We start from the raw sequence: 14,785 nt of genomic DNA, 5'->3' as shown, positions 1-14,785 counted from the left end.
GTGAGAGGAACCTACCCAAGGTTTCGGTAAAGCGGAATGAAATCCCGACTAAAGTCAGGTGCTCGTTCGGGCAACCTGGGTTCGCTTTCTTAAGCCCGCGCGAGTTGAGCGTTGCGTGCGCGCGAGTTGAGCGTTGCGTGCGCCGGGAACGCGCAACACGCACAACGGGAACGCGCAACTCGCGCGGCGGGAACGCGCAACTCGCGCGGGACTAATCCGCCAGTGACAATGCGATCCCGTCGAGAATGTCGTGCTCGCTGACGATCAGGTCCGTCGGCCCGCCACGCTCTTCGAGTTGCTCGGCGAGCAGCCGCACGATGAGCGCGCCGCCGCCGATGACGTCGACCCGGCCGGGATGGATCACCGGGTTCGCCGCCCTGGTCTCGTGGTTCGAGGCGAGCAGTTCGTCCGACAGCGCGAACAGTTGCGCCTGCGTCAGCCGGGACAGGTGCGTCCGCTCGGAGTCGTACTCCGGGAGCTTCTGCGCGACCGCCGACAGTGTGGTGACCGTGCCGGCGACGCCGATCCACGTCTTCGCCTTCGCCACGTCGACCACGTCGAACGCCTGCCGCAGCACGCCGGTGGCGAACTCGCGGCCGGCGGCGACCTCGCCGGGGGTCGGCGGGTCCGATTTCAGGGCCCGCTCGGTGATCCGCACACACCCGATGTCGACCGACTTCGCCGCGGTCACCGACGCACGCTGACCGTCCCACTCGCCCAGCACCAGTTCCGTCGAACCGCCGCCGATGTCGACCACGAGAAACGGTCCGTCATCGGGATCCTGCTCCCCGACCGCGCCGGTGAACGACAGTCGCGCCTCTTCGTCGCCGCTGATGACCTCGGCTTCGACACCGAGGATTTCCCTTGTCATGGCGAAGAAATCGGCGCGGTTACGGGCGTCACGGGTGGCGGAAGTGGCGACCATGCGCACCCGCTCGGCCCCCTTGCGGCGAGCGGCGATCGTGTAGTCGGCGAGCGCGGCGCGGGCGCGCTCGAGTGCTTCAGGGGCCAGCTGCCCCGTCGCGTCCACCCCCTGCCCGAGCCGCACGATGCGCATCTCGCGGTGCAGATCCCGCAGATCGACGGTGCCGTCGTGGCGGTGCGTCAGCTCGGCGACGAGCAGACGGATGGAGTTCGTTCCACAGTCGATCGCGGCAACTCGGGGCATGCTGGCGAGAGTACTGCGGCGCGCAGCGCCTCCGTTGAGGGCGGTGGTGGGCGAGGGGCTGGCGTTTATGCGCAGTCGCCGGACGGCCAGTCCGGGCGCAGCAGTTCGAGCGTCTCGTCGCCGAACGGGTTCACCCCGGGGCCGCAGGCCAGCGTGTGCGCGAGGTGGACGTGCAGGCATTTGACCCGCCCCGGCATCCCGCCCGCGGTGACCTGGTGTCCGAGCGATTCGATCGCGTCCCGCTCGGCCAGGTACGACTCGTGCGCGCGCTGGTAGGCCGCGGCCAGCTCCTCGTCGACCGCGAGCCGCTCGGTCATTTCCTTCATCACGCCCGACGCTTCGAGCCGCCCGACAAGCGAAGCCAGCCGCGGGCAGGTCAGGTAGTAGAGCGTGGGAAACGGCGTACCGTTCTCGAGCCGCGGACTGGTCTGTACCACTGCGGGGTGCCCGCTGGGGCAGCGTGCCGCGATCGCACGCAGCGCACGCGGCGGGCGGCCGAGCTGCACCGCGATGATCTCGCGGTCGGCGTCGGTCACGGGCTCGAAGGCTTTCTGCACGGACGTCATTGTCGCAAGTGGCCGTTCAGTGCCCGACCGTGGACCACAACCGCTGGTACCAGGCCACGCCGCCGGTGCCGGCCTGCTGCTGGGCGAGCTGCTGCTGACCCTCCGGGGTGTCCTCGGGCAGCTGCACGAGATACGGCGTCTCACCGGGCATCACGTACCGCAGCCGTCGCCGCGCCTCGGCCTGGACCTGCGCCGGGTCGTTGAGCGCCGCCTGCCGGGCACGCAGTTGCTCGACCTCGTCGCGCAGCTGCGCCTGCCGCTGCTCCTGCTGGGAGATCTCGCCCCGCTGGCTCAGGTAGGTCCGCAGCGGCACGGCGAGGGTGAACGCCAGCGCGCACACCACAATCGCGATCACCGCCGCGCGGCGGGTGGTGGACATGCCGAGCACGCGGGTCGCCCCGGCGACCTGTTTCCCGCCGAAACCTCGGCGCAGCCGCGATTTCACCGGCTCGCGCCGCACCCGGCGAGGTCTGCCCTCCGCGCCCGGCGAACCCGCGGCGCGGCGCCCCGGCTGGCCGTCCGCACGACGTTCCGTGCGGCGGCCACGCCGGCTGCGTTCCCTGCCGCGCTGGTTCATCGGCCGTCCGTCAGCTCTCCGTGCTGAACCGCGGGAAGGCCAGGTCACCGGCATAGCGTGCCGCGTCGCCGAGGGCTTCCTCGATGCGCAGCAGCTGGTTGTACTTCGCGACGCGCTCGCTGCGGGCGGGCGCCCCGGTCTTGATCTGGCCGACGCCGGTGGCGACCGCGAGATCGGCGATCGTGGTGTCCTCGGTCTCGCCGGAACGGTGGCTCATCATGCTCTTGTAACCGCAGGAGGTCGCAAGCGCGATCGCGTCGAGAGTCTCCGACAGGGTGCCGATCTGGTTGACCTTGACCAGCAGCGCGTTCGCGGCACCGCGGTCGATGCCCTGTTCGAGGCGGTCGGGGTTGGTGACGAACAGGTCGTCGCCGACGAGTTGCACGCGCTCACCGAGCCGGCGGGTCAGCTCGACCCAGCCGTCCCAGTCGTCCTCGGCCAGCGGGTCCTCAATGGACACCAGCGGGTATGCGTCCACCAGCCCGGCGTAGTACTCGCCCAGCTGCTCGGCGGTGCGCTTGCTGCCTTCGAAGCTGTACGTGCCGTCGGTGAAGAACTCGGTCGCGGCCACGTCGAGCGCCAGCGCCACATCCCGGCCCGGCCGGTAGCCGGCCTTCTCGATCGCAACGGTGATCAGGTCCAGCGCCTCACGGTTGCTGGACAGGCTCGGCGCGAACCCGCCCTCGTCGCCGAGACCGGTGGCCAGGCCACGGCCCTTGAGCACCGACTTGAGCGAGTGGTAGACCTCGACGCCCCAGCGCAGTGCCTCGCGGAAGTTCTCGGCGCCGATCGGCGCGATCATGAACTCCTGGATGTCCACATCGGTGTCGGCGTGCGCGCCACCGTTGAGGATGTTGAGCATCGGCACCGGCAGCACGTGCGCGTTGGGGCCGCCGAGGTAGCGGAACAGCTCCAGCTCGGCGGACTCGGCGGCGGCCTTCGCGACCGCGAGCGAGACGCCCAGCAGCGCGTTCGCGCCGAGACGGGACTTGCCGGGAGTGCCGTCGAGATCGACGAGCTTCTGGTCGACGACGCGCTGCTCGACCGCCTCGATGCCGATCAGCTCCGGGCCGATCTCGTCGAGGACGGCGGCGACCGCACGCTCGACGCCCTTGCCGTTGTAGCGCTTGGCATCGCCGTCACGCAGTTCGACGGCCTCGTGCTCACCGGTGGACGCACCCGACGGGACGGCGGCCCGTGCGAGCGTCCCGTCGTCGAGTGCCACCTCCACCTCGACAGTCGGATTACCGCGCGAATCCAGGATTTCGCGAGCGCCTACCTGCTCGATGACCGCCACTCGTCGCTCCTATGGTTTGTGCCGGGGGCTGACAGGTTCAGCCTAACGGCAGGTCGTGATCACTCGGTGGAGGCTCCGCCCTGATTTCCTGCCACCCCGGCGGCAGCTCGGCGGTGTCGGAAGTCCGTTGCCAGAAGGTCCAGCTGTTACCGCCGACGTCGGCGACAGTGAACACCCGTGCGCCGTAAGGCTGATCCTGTGGCGGGGTGACGTCGGCGTTCTCACCCAGCGCCGCGCACACCCGCTCGTACTGGGCGTCCACGTCGTCGACGTAGACGACGTTCAGCTGGCCGACCGGCCGGTCGACACCTTTGCTGTCCCAGTAGTCCGCGCCGACACCGGCGAGCATGATCTCGGTGTCACCGGCCGCCACCGTGGCCTGGAACACGTGACCGGAGCCGTCGACGTAGCGGACCCGCTCGGCGAAGCCGAACACCCGGATCAGCCACTCGAGCGCGGCGGTCGCGTCGGTGTAGTACAGGTAGGGCGAGAGACCCAGGTACCGAGGTTCGCTCATGGGCGTGTAGTGCACCAGATGGCCGTCCCACCCCGTGATCGCACCCCTGCCGAAAGTGCTCTTTCGGGGGTAACGTCGATCAGACTATGGATGACGAGAACCTCACTTTGGACCATGTCGGCGACAACCGGTTCGAGGCGTTCCGTCAGGCCGAGGCGCTGATCGAAAACAGGCGCCCGCTGGACGCGCTCAAGGCACTGCAACCGGTGCTGGACGCGGAACCGGACAAGCCAAGCGTGCAACTGCTGGCCGGTCGCGCCTACTTCCATTCCGCGCAGCTCAACCATGCCGAGCAGGCGTTCACGCGGGTACTGGAGCTCGATCCGTCTGATCACTACGCCCGGTTCGTACTGGGCCGCACCCTCCAGCGCCTCGGCCGATTGGTCGAGGCGCTCGGTCAATTAAGGATGGCGTGGGCGATGAATCCGGTCCCCGAATACCAGGACGCGCTGTCCGAAGTGAACGCCCGCCTTCGCCTTCAGGAGAACTAGGGTTTCGCCGCCGCGAAGGTGTCGGCGGCGGTCAGTGCGTCCTGCGTGTCCGGCAGGGATTGGGTGTAGCCGAGGATCGTCGTCCACCAGCCGCCCGCGCTGGACAGGTCGGCGCCGGTCGAGCACAGGTAGCGAGCCACGGTGTACGCGGCGTCGGCGGCGTTGTGCGTGTCCGCGGGCTTCGCGTCGTGCACGGCACGGGCGGACCAGCGGTCCCAGATCTGTTGCGGCACCGGCAATGGGCCGGCGCCGACGGCCGCGACCTGCCCGAGTCCGGCGAGCGTGGCCCACGAGAGGTGACAGTTGGGCGCCTCGCCGCGCATGCGCATCTCGGCCCGGCCGTAGGCGGACAGCACGGCGGGGGCGAGCTTGGCCGGCCCGGCGAGCTTGCGGGCCCATGCGTCCAGCTCTGCTTCGTCGGACTGCGTCGGCCGGTCCACCGGCGGGGCAACCGCCGGTTTCGGTGCCGCCGCCGCGGGCGGCGGGGACGGTGGGGCGGGTCCGGCTTGAGCCGGTGGCGGCGTGGTGACCGGCCGGTTCGTGCCGAGCGTGAAGATCAGGACGATGCCGGTCGCGACGATCCCGATGGCGAGCCACAGCGACGATGAGGACCGGCGCGGGGTGACATCCCCTGATGGGGTGGGCTCGACCACCGGATCAGGTTATAGACACCGGGCGGCCCAGGCGGACCGAACGTTGCGAAAAACCGCCGATCACCGCCGTCGGCGGGTGGTGCCGCCGGGATCACATCATTTGTTATGAAGCCGCCCGCCGATGCGCTGACCAGTGCAAACGCGCGTCGCCATGTCCGATTTGACCGGCGCGGACGGCCGCCAGAGCATACTGCCACTAGACATACAGGCAAGCCTTACCTAAAAACATCAGGACGGACCGCACTGAGGAGGCCCTAAGTTGTTGTTCTCGAGCCTGCTCATCGGCTTGCGCGAGGGTCTCGAAGCCGCGCTCGTCGTCAGCATCCTAGTGGCGTTCCTCGTCAAGACGGACCGGCGGGCGGCGCTGCGCTGGGTGTGGCCCGGCATCACGATCGCCGTCCTGCTGTCGATCGGGATCGGCGCGGTCCTCACCTACACCACGGCTCAGCTGTCCTTCGAGCAACAGGAACTGCTGGGCGGCAGCCTCTCGATCGTGGCCGTCGTCTTCGTCACCGCGATGATCTTCTGGATGCGCAAGGCCTCGCGGAGTATCGCCGCCGAGCTGCGCGGGAAGATGGACGAAGCGATCGCGGTCGGTCCGCTCGCGGTGTTCCTGCTGTCGTTCCTCGCGGTCGGCAGGGAAGGCCTGGAAACCGCGGTCTTCTTCTACGCGACGGTGCAAAGCGCCCAGGGCGGCACGACGCAGCCACTCATCGGGTTCGCGATCGGGATCGTGGCCGCGGTGATCATCGCCTACCTCCTCTACCGCGGCGCCGTCCGGTTCGACCTCGGCAAGTTCTTCAAGATCACCGGCGTGCTGCTCGTCTTCGTCGCCGCCGGCGTCCTCGGCTACGGCCTGCACGATCTACAGGAAGCGGCGTTCTTGCCCGGGTTGCACACTTTCGCGTTCGACGCGTCGAGTGCGATCCCCGAAGACTCGTGGTACGGCGCGCTGCTCAAGGGGATTTTCAACTACTCGCAGCAGACGACTGTCCTGCAGGCCGTCGCGTGGGTCGCCTACATCGCCATCGTGCTGCCGCTGTTCTTGCGGCGCACCACCCCGAAACCAGCCCTCGTGGGCGCAAAGGAGTGACCTTGCCGAAGAGACTGTTCGCGCTGGCCGGTTCGGCGGCGCTGCTGACCTTGGCCGCGTGTTCGAGCGGCCAGGATTCCGCGAGCAGTGGCGGCGGTGGGCCGATCACCGTCGCGGCTTCGGACACCGCCTGCGAGGTTTCCACCGCCACCGCGAACGCCGGCAACCTGACGTTCGAGGTGACCAACAAGGGCACCAAGGTCACCGAGTTCTACCTCTACGCCGAGGGCGACCGGATCGTCGGCGAGGTCGAGAACATCGCGCCGGGGCTGACTCGCAAGCTCAACGTCGAGGTCGCCGACGGCGGCAAGTACCAGACCGCGTGCAAGCCCGGCATGGCCGGCGACGGGATCCGCGGCCAGTTCACCGTGACCGGCGGGGCGACGAAGCAGGCCGACGCGAATGCCGAACTGGCAGCCGCGACGACGAGTTACGCGTCCTTTGTGGCGAACCAGACCGACGCGCTGGCAACGGAAACGCAGAAGTTCGCCGACGCGGTGAAGTCCGGCAACGTCGCGGACGCGAAGGCCCGCTACGCGAGCACCCGCGTCTACTACGAGCGGATCGAGCCGGTCGCGGAGAAGTTCGGTGACCTGGACCCGGCGATCGACGTCCGCGAGGCGGATCTCGAACAAGGTCAGCAGTTCACCGGTTTCCACCGGCTGGAGAAGGATCTGTGGGTGACCGGGTTGCAGCCGGACAGTCCGAAGATCGCGGACAAGCTCGTCACGGACGTCAACGAACTGGTCGGCAAGAGCAAGACGATCCAACTGTCCCCGCTGGATCTGGCCAACGGTGCCAAGGAACTTCTGGACGAGGTCGCGACCGGCAAGGTCACCGGCGAAGAAGAAGCCTTCTCGCACACCGATCTATGGGACTTCCAGGCCAATGTGGACGGTTCGAAGGGTGCGATCCAGGCACTTCGGCCGGTGCTGCAGGCACGCGACGCCCAGCTCGTGTCCACTGTGGATACTCAGTTCGCAAACGTGCAGAAGCTGCTCGACGCGACCCGCAACGGTGACGGGTTCAAGTTCTACACCGAGTTGAGCCAGGATCAGATCAAGGAGTTCGCTTCGGCGGTGGACGCGCTGAGCGAGCCGCTGAGCAAGGTCGCGGAGGTTGTCGCGAAATGACGGAAGTATCCCGGCGCCGGATGTTCGCCTTCGCCGGTGCTGGTGTCGCGCTCGCCGGTGCGGGCGCGGCCGGCGCCGGGATCGACCGCGCGCTCGACTCGTCGAATGCCAGCGCGGCCACGGACGTCGTGCCGTTCACCGGCGCGCACCAGGCGGGGATTGTCACGCCCGCACAGGAAAATCTGCATTTCGCGGCGCTCGATGTCACGACGAAGGACCGTGCGGAACTGGTGTCACTGCTGAAAACGTGGACCGACGCCGCCCGGAAGATGACCGCGGGCCAGGAAGTCGGGCCGGCCGGCGCGGTGAACGGGGCCAAGGCGGCGCCGCCCAGCGACACCGGGGAAGCGCTCGAACTGCCGGCGTCGGCACTGACGCTGACCATCGGGTTCGGGCCTTCGCTGTTCGACGACCGGTTCGGCCTTGCCGCGCACCGGCCGGACGCGCTCACCGAACTTCCCGCGTTCCCCAAGGACAAGCTCGACCCGGCGCGCAGCGGCGGCGATCTGTGCATCCAGGCATGCGCGAACGACCCGCAGGTGGCCGTGCACGCGGTGCGGAACCTGGTGCGGCTGGGCTTCGGCAAGGCCGAGGTGCGGTGGTCGCAGCTGGGTTTCGGGCGCAGCTCGTCGACCTCGACGACGCAGAGCACCCCGCGGAACCTCTTCGGTTTCAAGGACGGCACGAACAATCTCAAGGCCGAGGACACGGGCGTGCTCGACGAGCAGGTGTGGGTCAGCGCGGCCGACGGGAAACCGTGGCTGGCAGGCGGTTCGTACCTGGTCGCGCGGCGGATCCGGATGCACATCGAAACGTGGGACCGGACTTCGCTCGACGAGCAGGAGAAGGTCATCGGCCGGACGAAGGGCAACGGCGCCGCGCTGGGCCAGACCGCCGAGTTCGACCCGGTCGATCTGCAGGTCGGCGGTGCGGACGGGGAGCCGATGGTGCCCGAGGACTCGCATATCCGGCTCGCCGCGGCGGAATCCCTGAACGGCGTGAAGATCCTGCGCCGGGGCTACAACTTCGTCGACGGGTCGGACGGCGTCGGGCACCTCGAAGCGGGATTGTTCTTCATCTGCTTCAACCGGGACCCTGGCAAGCAGTACATCCCCATGCAGAAAGCGCTTTCCAGCAAGGACGCGATGATGGAATACGTGCAGCACACGGGTTCCGCGCTGTTCGCCGTACCGCCGGGTGTCTCGGAAACCGGTTACTGGGGCGACACGCTCTTCGAGGCCTAGCCGGCGGACGGCCAGTACCGGCGCCAGCCGTCCGCCTCCAAAGTGGACGGATCCACCCCTGCGGCGCGCGCGTTCGCTTCCGCCGCACGCACTTGGGTGGCGAAGTGTTTCGCCACCGCGCGCAGCTCACCCTCCGGATCCACCCCGGCGCGGCGCGCTGTGGCGGCGAGGGTGAACAGCCGGGCGGGGGCATCCATCCCGGCGGGGAACAGGTCGAGCGGGATACCGGCGCGGCCGCTGCGCTGACCGAGCTTCCCGGCGAGCGCGGCGGCCGGCTGGCCGAGCGCCACTCCGTCCACAATGGACTCGCGTTGCTTCTCGGCCTGTTTGAGCTCTTCCCACTTCACTTCCTGGTGCTCGGCGGTATGGCTCGCGTATTGCGGGACACCCGCACCCGGCTTGTCACCGTCGGCGAACACGTGCGGGTGCCGGCCGACCAGCTTCGCGACCAGCCCGTCCGCCACCGTGTCGATGTCGAAGGGATCGCCGGCGTCCTCCGCGGCGACCCTCGCGTGGAAGAGCACCTGCAGCAGCACGTCACCGAGTTCCTCGCGCAGCGCCGGACGGTCGCCGTCCTCGATCGCCTCGAGCAACTCGTAGGTCTCCTCCACGAGGTACTGGCGCAACGACTCGTGGGTTTGCTTCGCGTCCCACGGGCACCCGCCGGGCGAGCGCAGCACGTCCATCACTTGCGCCGCCTCGACCAGCCCCGCGCCTTGTGGTTGCGCGATGATGAGTGCGTCCGGCAACGCTTGCACCGCCGGGTCCTGTGTGGACGCCGCGAACAGCACGAGCGGCCCGTCTTCCGCTGCCAGCGCGGCCGGGGATGGCGCCGGTTTCGCCCCCAGGAGGTCGGTCAGATCGGCGTCGAAACCGCTCGCGTACACGGCTCGCGCGCCACGAAGGTGCGGCAGGGCGGCCGGTGGGATACCGGCGTCGGGATACGGCAGGAGGACGACCGTGGCGGTCAAGGCTGGGCGGATCCCTTCACGGAGACGACGGCGCCGGTAGTCTCGGCGGCACTGGGCGCGAGGTTCATCGCCACCGGATCCCACACACCGTAACGCGGGTTGATTTTGAGGCTGTCCATGTCAGCATAAGGCTGCAGCAGCCGCTGCCCGATCGAGACAAGCTGGTTCGCGGTGGGTTCGGTCGTCTGGTCCGCCGCTTGCGGGGTACTCAGATCGCGCTGGCGGATCACGGCGATGATCCAGGCGGCTTGCTCACTGCTGGGCTGAAAGGCGATCACCGTGCCCGGCTGGGTGCCAAAGACGACGGTGGCGGCGAGGTCCGGTGCCTGCACGGCGGGCACCCGTTCGCCGACGCCGGTCTGCTGCCCGGTTGCGGTGTCGGCCTGGATCACCTGCGCGGCGGCTTCCGGGCTCGCGGCCATCTGCTGCGCCTTCGCGAACGCCTTGTCACGCATGGTGTTACCGGCGCCCTCCGAGACGACGGACGTGTAGTCGAAGGTGACCGACATCTTGTCGAAGTACTTTTGTGCCAACGTCCGCAGCAGGACCTGGTCGGTGATAGCTTCGCGGTGGTCACGCGCCCGGTAGGCGATCTGGTTCGGCAACTGTGACGGATCGACGGTGTTGACTGATACCGGCGTGGCGAGCGGATCCTGTTCCAGCGCCTGGCTGATAAGTTTCTCGTCGGTGGCGAGCCCCTCACGCTGAGCGACCTGAGTAAGCAGTTCGTGCACCACCAACTGCGACACGATGGCCCTGCCGAGCGAGTCAAGCTTGTGCTGCTGGGCCAAGTGCTGTGCGGCGGGCTGTTCGCGCACTGCGTTGTCGATAAGCTGCTGCACCTGAGCCTGGGTGGTTTCGCGGTCGCCCAACAGGAACGCGGCCCCCACCTGACTGGGCCCCGCCCCGCACCCGGCAAGCGCCAAACAGGCAACGACAGCGGCGACCAGCGCACGACGACGACCCATGATCCGCATCACACGCGTACCCTCTCACAACCCAGCCAAGTTCGGGACCCCCGGGACCCAGGGACAGCGGCGCGAGTTGCACGTTGGATGCGCGCGAGTCGCACGTTCCAAGCGCCCGAGTTGCGCGTTCCGGTCGCTTGGAAAAAGCCCCAGCTCGACCACCCTGTCAAGGCGAGGTCCCGTTGGGCTAGTTATCCCGGAGCCAGCCCGCCGGCGAGGCAATCTTTTTGAGTCGCGCTCCGCGCGATGCCCTGGTCCTTTTTCGTGCGGAGGTGACCGGGCGCTGGGCGCCCTCGCTGAGGGGACCCACCCCCGCCCCACTTCGCCTGATTCTTTAACGGTCGGCCCACCGCGTCAAGGGCGCCTTCGGCGTCGCTTCGCGATGGACTTCGTCCACCCTTGACCCGGCGTGCGGACCGCTAAGGAGGCTTCGTGTTGGTCCGGGGGTGGGAGTGGGCGGTGGGTCCCATGGCCGGCTTTTCGTTGCATGGCGGCGGTTTTCTGGTGGGAGTGAGGTGAGTTGGGCGGAATTCCCTCACACCGCGGCTAGCCCACCGTCGCTGGTTCCTTGGTCAGGTTGGTCAGCAGTTTCTGGCACCACTCCAGCAATGCCTCATCCCGCAACGGGGGTGCGCCGATCCGGCCGCCGGCTGGGCCTTCCGTCGGTTTGGGGACCGAGACCGTGTTGGTCACCGCCTTGAACATGGCTTTCGGGTACAGGCGTTTGAGCCGGATCTGCTTCGAATCGGGCAGTGCCAACGGTGAGAACCGGATTGTGTTGCCCTGCATGGTTACCTCGGTGACACCCGCCGCGCGGCAGGCGTGGCGGAAACGGGCGACCGCGAGCAGGCGGTGCACCGGCGCGGGTGGCTGGCCGTACCGGTCGATGAGTTCTTCCTCAACCGCCGCCAGTGCCTCACTGTCGGGCGCCGCCGCGATCTTGCGGTACGCCTCCAACCGTAGCCGCTCACCGGGCACGTAATCGTGCGGAATATGGGCATCGACCGGCAGATCCACCCGAACCTCGCCGAGCTCCTCTTCCTCCACCGGCTCGGCACCGGCGCCGCGGCGGAACACATCCACCGCCTCGCCGACCAGCCGAACGTACAGATCGAACCCGACACCCGCGATATGCCCGGATTGTTCCGCACCAAGGATGTTGCCCGCGCCGCGGATCTCCAGGTCCTTCATGGCAACCGCCATCCCCGCCCCGAGTTCCGTGTTCTGCGCGATGGTCGCGAGCCGGTCATGCGCCGTCTCCGTCAGCGGCGATTCCCCCGGATACAAGAAGTAGGCATACCCGCGCTCGCGGCCACGGCCGACGCGACCACGCAACTGGTGCAATTGTGCGAGCCCCAGTAGATCACCGCGTTCCACGATCAACGTGTTGGCATTGGAGATATCGAGCCCCGTCTCAACGATCGTCGTCGAAACCAGAACGTCGTACTCGCGTTCCCAGAAACCCTGGATGATCTTTTCGAGCTTTTCCTCGTTCATCTGCCCGTGCGCGGTCACGACCCGCGCCTCCGGCACCAGCTCACGCAACCGGCGCGCGGCCTTTTCGATCGAGGAAACCCTGTTGTGCACATAGAAAACCTGGCCGTCGCGCAGCAGCTCGCGGCGGATCGCGGCGCCCACCTGCTTGTCGTCGTACGCGCCGACGTAGGTCAGGATCGGGTGCCGGTCCTCGGGTGGGGTGAGGATTGTGGACATCTCACGGATACCCGCGAGCGACATCTCCAGCGTTCGCGGGATCGGTGTCGCCGACATTGTCAGCACATCGACGTGCGTACGCAACGCCTTGATGTGTTCCTTGTGTTCCACCCCGAAACGCTGCTCCTCGTCCACGATGACGAGGCCGAGATCCTTGTACCGCACACCGGTCTGCAGCAGTCGGTGCGTCCCGATGACAATGTCGACGTCACCCTCGGCCAGCCCCGCCAGCACACCGTCCACTTCGGACTTGTCGGTGAACCGGGACAACCCCTTGATCGCCACCGGGAACGACCGCATGCGCTCGCCGAACGTGTTGAGATGTTGCTGCGCAAGCAAAGTCGTGGGCACCAGCACGGCGACCTGCTTACCGTCCTGCACCGCCTTGAACGCCGCGCGCACCGCGATCTCGGTCTTGCCGTAGCCGACGTCACCACAGATCACCCGGTCCATCGGGACGCCACGTTCCATGTCCGTCTTGACCTCGTCGATCGCGGCGAGCTGGTCGTTGGTTTCGACGAACGGGAACGCGTCTTCCAGTTCGCGTTGCCACGGCGTGTCCGTGCCGAACGGGTGTCCCGGCGCGGCCTGACGGGCGGCGTACAACTGCACCAGCTCGGCCGCGATCTCCTTGACCGCCTTGCGCGCCTTGGCTTTCGTGTTCTTCCAGTCCGAGCCGCCCAGCTTGTTCAAGGTGGGCAGTTCACCACCGACGTAACGCGACACCTCGTCGAGCTGGTCGGTCGGCACGTAAAGCCGGTCACCCGGCTGGCCACGCTTCGACGACGCGTATTCGAGCACGAGATATTCCCGCGTGGCCCCGGAAATAGTGCGCTGGACCATTTCCACAAACCGGCCGATGCCGTGCTGGTCGTGCACGACGTAGTCGCCCTTCTTCAACGCAAGCGGGTCGACCGCGTTGCGGCGCCGGGACGGCATCTTCGTGCCGAGGTCCTTTGTGGACGATGCCACCGTCGCGCCGCGGCCGGTGAGATCGGCCTCGGTCAGTACGACCAGGCCCAGCGCCGGCGCGACGAAACCCTCGGTCAGCCCACCGCACACGACGGTGACGACGCCCGGCGCGGGCTCCTGGGCCAGCCCGTCCTCGGCGAGCTTCGCGGCCACCTCGGCACCGGAAAGTTGTTCGACCGCACGGTTCGCCGTGCCGTGCCCGGCGACCACCAGCACCCCGGTGCCGTTCGCCGCGAGATGCGCACGCAGGTCGGTGATGGCGTGCTCCAGATCGCCGCGGTACGCCGGCGCGGGCTCGACGGGGACCTGGTAGACGTCCTCGGCGGTCAGCTGCGAGATCGTCCACCATGGACGGTTCGTCGCCCCGGCATGCCTTGCCACTTCGGCAAGATCGCGGTACGCGGACGCGCCGAGGTCGATCGGCGCCTGCCCGCCACCCGCCGCGGCCAGCCAGGAGGCTTCGAGGAACTCCTGCCCGGTGCGCACCAGATCATGCGCCCGCGCGCGGATCTTCTCGGGATCGGCGAGCAACACGTGCGTGCCCTCGGGCATCGCGTCGGTCAGCAGCTCCAGCTCTCCCTCGCACAGCACGGGAATGAGCGCTTCCATGCCCTCGGACGGGATGCCACCGGCGAGCTTGGTGAGCATCTCGGCGAGCTGCGCGTCGGCCGCATACTGTTCGGCCAGCTCACCGGCGCGCGCTTTGACCAGCGGCGTGAGCAGCAACTCGCGGCACGGCGGTGCGTGCACGGCCTGGATCTCCCCTGGCAGCGACCGCTGATCCGACACCGCGAACGCGCGGATATCGCTGACCTCGTCACCCCAGAACTCGACGCGGTACGGGTGGTCCGCGGTGGGCGGGAACACGTCGAGGATGCCGCCGCGCACGGCGAACTCGCCACGTTTCTCGACCATGTCCACGCGCGTGTACGCGAGCACCACCAGCCGGTCCAGCACGCCCTCGAAGTCGTTCTCCTCGCCGACCACCAGGTCGATCGGCTTGAGCTCGCCGAGGCCGGGCGCCATCGGCTGGATCAGGCTGCGCACCGTCGCGACCACCACTCGCGGTGGTTCGCCACCACGCAGCCGGTGCAGCACGTCGAGGCGGCGGCCGACGGTGTCAGCTCGCGGGGACAGCCGTTCGTGCGGCAACGTTTCCCACGACGGGAACTCCGCCACCATGTCGGGACCGAGCAACGACGCCAGCGCGGCCGTCAGTTCCTCGGACTCGCGGCCGGTCGCGGTCACGGCGAGGACGGGGCGCGCGGCCCCTTCGTCGGCCGCGAGCGTGGCGACGACGAGCTGGCGGGCGGCGGTCGGCCCCTGCAGGTCGAGCAACGGCGAGCCGGCCCGTTCGAGGACGCCACGCAGCGCGGAATCGGCGAGGACGGACGACAGCAGACCGGACAACACCCCGTCGGT

At 68.2% G+C, this 14,785-nt stretch carries 13 protein-coding genes; 4 read left to right on the top strand and 9 right to left on the bottom strand.

Annotation, left to right across the window (positions count from 1 at the left end; all coding sequences use genetic code 11):
• Nucleotides 1–211 precede the first annotated feature (211 nt).
• The 5 genes from GKO32_RS12665 to GKO32_RS12645 all read right to left on the bottom strand — a co-directional run bounded on the left by GKO32_RS12665 (nt 212) and on the right by GKO32_RS12645 (nt 4,125).
• Complete coding sequence (locus tag GKO32_RS12665) at nt 212–1,168, bottom strand: Ppx/GppA phosphatase family protein (protein WP_154757026.1); 957 nt, start codon at nt 1,166–1,168, stop codon at nt 212–214.
• A gap of 65 nt (nt 1,169–1,233) precedes the next feature.
• On the bottom strand, nt 1,234–1,734 hold the full coding sequence (locus GKO32_RS12660; protein ID WP_154757025.1) for a DUF501 domain-containing protein: 501 nt from the start codon (nt 1,732–1,734) through the stop codon (nt 1,234–1,236).
• 16 nt (nt 1,735–1,750) lie between these two features.
• Nucleotides 1,751–2,311 (bottom strand): FtsB family cell division protein, encoded by a 561-nt coding sequence (locus tag GKO32_RS37955; RefSeq protein WP_166459512.1) that lies wholly within the window; start codon nt 2,309–2,311, stop codon nt 1,751–1,753.
• Nucleotides 2,312–2,321: 10 nt separating this feature from the next.
• The gene (gene eno, locus GKO32_RS12650) at nt 2,322–3,608 is read right to left on the bottom strand and encodes a phosphopyruvate hydratase (protein ID WP_312867834.1); all 1,287 of its coding nucleotides are present in this window, start codon (nt 3,606–3,608) and stop codon (nt 2,322–2,324) included.
• A gap of 37 nt (nt 3,609–3,645) precedes the next feature.
• The gene (locus GKO32_RS12645; RefSeq protein WP_154757024.1) at nt 3,646–4,125 is read right to left on the bottom strand and encodes a VOC family protein; all 480 of its coding nucleotides are present in this window, start codon (nt 4,123–4,125) and stop codon (nt 3,646–3,648) included.
• Between the two features lie 86 nt (nt 4,126–4,211).
• Between GKO32_RS12645 and GKO32_RS12640 the strand changes: the two genes are divergently transcribed.
• Entirely contained in the window at nt 4,212–4,616 is a 405-nt protein-coding gene (locus GKO32_RS12640) for a tetratricopeptide repeat protein (protein WP_154757023.1), read from the top strand.
• Here GKO32_RS12640 and GKO32_RS12635 read toward each other — a convergent pair.
• Entirely contained in the window at nt 4,613–5,269 is a 657-nt protein-coding gene (locus GKO32_RS12635; protein ID WP_154757022.1) for a lysozyme family protein, read from the bottom strand. The genes GKO32_RS12640 and GKO32_RS12635 overlap by 4 nt on opposite strands.
• A 259-nt stretch (nt 5,270–5,528) precedes the next feature.
• Between GKO32_RS12635 and efeU the strand changes: the two genes are divergently transcribed.
• The 3 genes from efeU to efeB are packed head-to-tail and all read left to right on the top strand — an operon-like array spanning nt 5,529 to nt 8,739.
• Nucleotides 5,529–6,362: an iron uptake transporter permease EfeU gene (gene efeU / locus GKO32_RS12630; RefSeq protein WP_154757021.1), complete on the top strand. Its 834-nt coding sequence runs from the start codon at nt 5,529–5,531 to the stop codon at nt 6,360–6,362.
• Nucleotides 6,359–7,495: an iron uptake system protein EfeO gene (efeO, locus tag GKO32_RS12625; protein WP_376765951.1), complete on the top strand. Its 1,137-nt coding sequence runs from the start codon at nt 6,359–6,361 to the stop codon at nt 7,493–7,495. Before efeU ends, efeO begins: the two co-directional genes overlap by 4 nt.
• The gene (efeB, locus tag GKO32_RS12620) at nt 7,492–8,739 is read left to right on the top strand and encodes an iron uptake transporter deferrochelatase/peroxidase subunit (RefSeq protein ID WP_154757019.1); all 1,248 of its coding nucleotides are present in this window, start codon (nt 7,492–7,494) and stop codon (nt 8,737–8,739) included. Before efeO ends, efeB begins: the two co-directional genes overlap by 4 nt.
• On the opposite strand, the gene GKO32_RS12615 is transcribed toward efeB, so the two are convergent.
• From GKO32_RS12615 to mfd, 3 genes are all read right to left on the bottom strand, one after another.
• Entirely contained in the window at nt 8,736–9,710 is a 975-nt protein-coding gene (locus GKO32_RS12615) for a nucleoside triphosphate pyrophosphohydrolase (protein WP_154757018.1), read from the bottom strand. The two genes, efeB and GKO32_RS12615, sit on opposite strands and share 4 nt — an antisense overlap.
• Entirely contained in the window at nt 9,707–10,687 is a 981-nt protein-coding gene (locus tag GKO32_RS12610) for a hypothetical protein (RefSeq protein WP_154757072.1), read from the bottom strand. The genes GKO32_RS12615 and GKO32_RS12610 overlap by 4 nt, the downstream gene beginning before the upstream one ends.
• Before the next feature lie 537 nt (nt 10,688–11,224).
• Nucleotides 11,225–14,773 (bottom strand): transcription-repair coupling factor, encoded by a 3,549-nt coding sequence (gene mfd / locus GKO32_RS12605; RefSeq protein WP_154757071.1) that lies wholly within the window; start codon nt 14,771–14,773, stop codon nt 11,225–11,227.
• Nucleotides 14,774–14,785: the final 12 nt, after the last annotated feature.

The organism is Amycolatopsis pithecellobii (assembly GCF_009707865.1).
GTDB classification, from domain to species: domain Bacteria; phylum Actinomycetota; class Actinomycetes; order Mycobacteriales; family Pseudonocardiaceae; genus Amycolatopsis_E; species Amycolatopsis_E pithecellobii.
Note: the sequence above shows the minus strand (reverse complement) of the source record. Positions and strands in the feature narration are given on the sequence as shown.

Excerpts from the sequence above, each read along its gene's own strand:
- GKO32_RS12645 (WP_154757024.1), bottom strand. The coding sequence starts at position 4,125 with ATGAGCGAACCTCGGTACCTGGGTCTCTCGCCCTACCTGTACTACACC.
- GKO32_RS37955 (WP_166459512.1), bottom strand. The coding sequence starts at position 2,311 with ATGAACCAGCGCGGCAGGGAACGCAGCCGGCGTGGCCGCCGCACGGAA.
- GKO32_RS12640 (WP_154757023.1), top strand. The coding sequence starts at position 4,212 with ATGGATGACGAGAACCTCACTTTGGACCATGTCGGCGACAACCGGTTC.
- GKO32_RS12660 (WP_154757025.1), bottom strand. The coding sequence starts at position 1,734 with ATGACGTCCGTGCAGAAAGCCTTCGAGCCCGTGACCGACGCCGACCGC.
- GKO32_RS12665 (WP_154757026.1), bottom strand. The coding sequence starts at position 1,168 with ATGCCCCGAGTTGCCGCGATCGACTGTGGAACGAACTCCATCCGTCTG.
- efeB (WP_154757019.1), top strand. The coding sequence starts at position 7,492 with ATGACGGAAGTATCCCGGCGCCGGATGTTCGCCTTCGCCGGTGCTGGT.
- GKO32_RS12610 (WP_154757072.1), bottom strand. The coding sequence starts at position 10,687 with ATGCGGATCATGGGTCGTCGTCGTGCGCTGGTCGCCGCTGTCGTTGCC.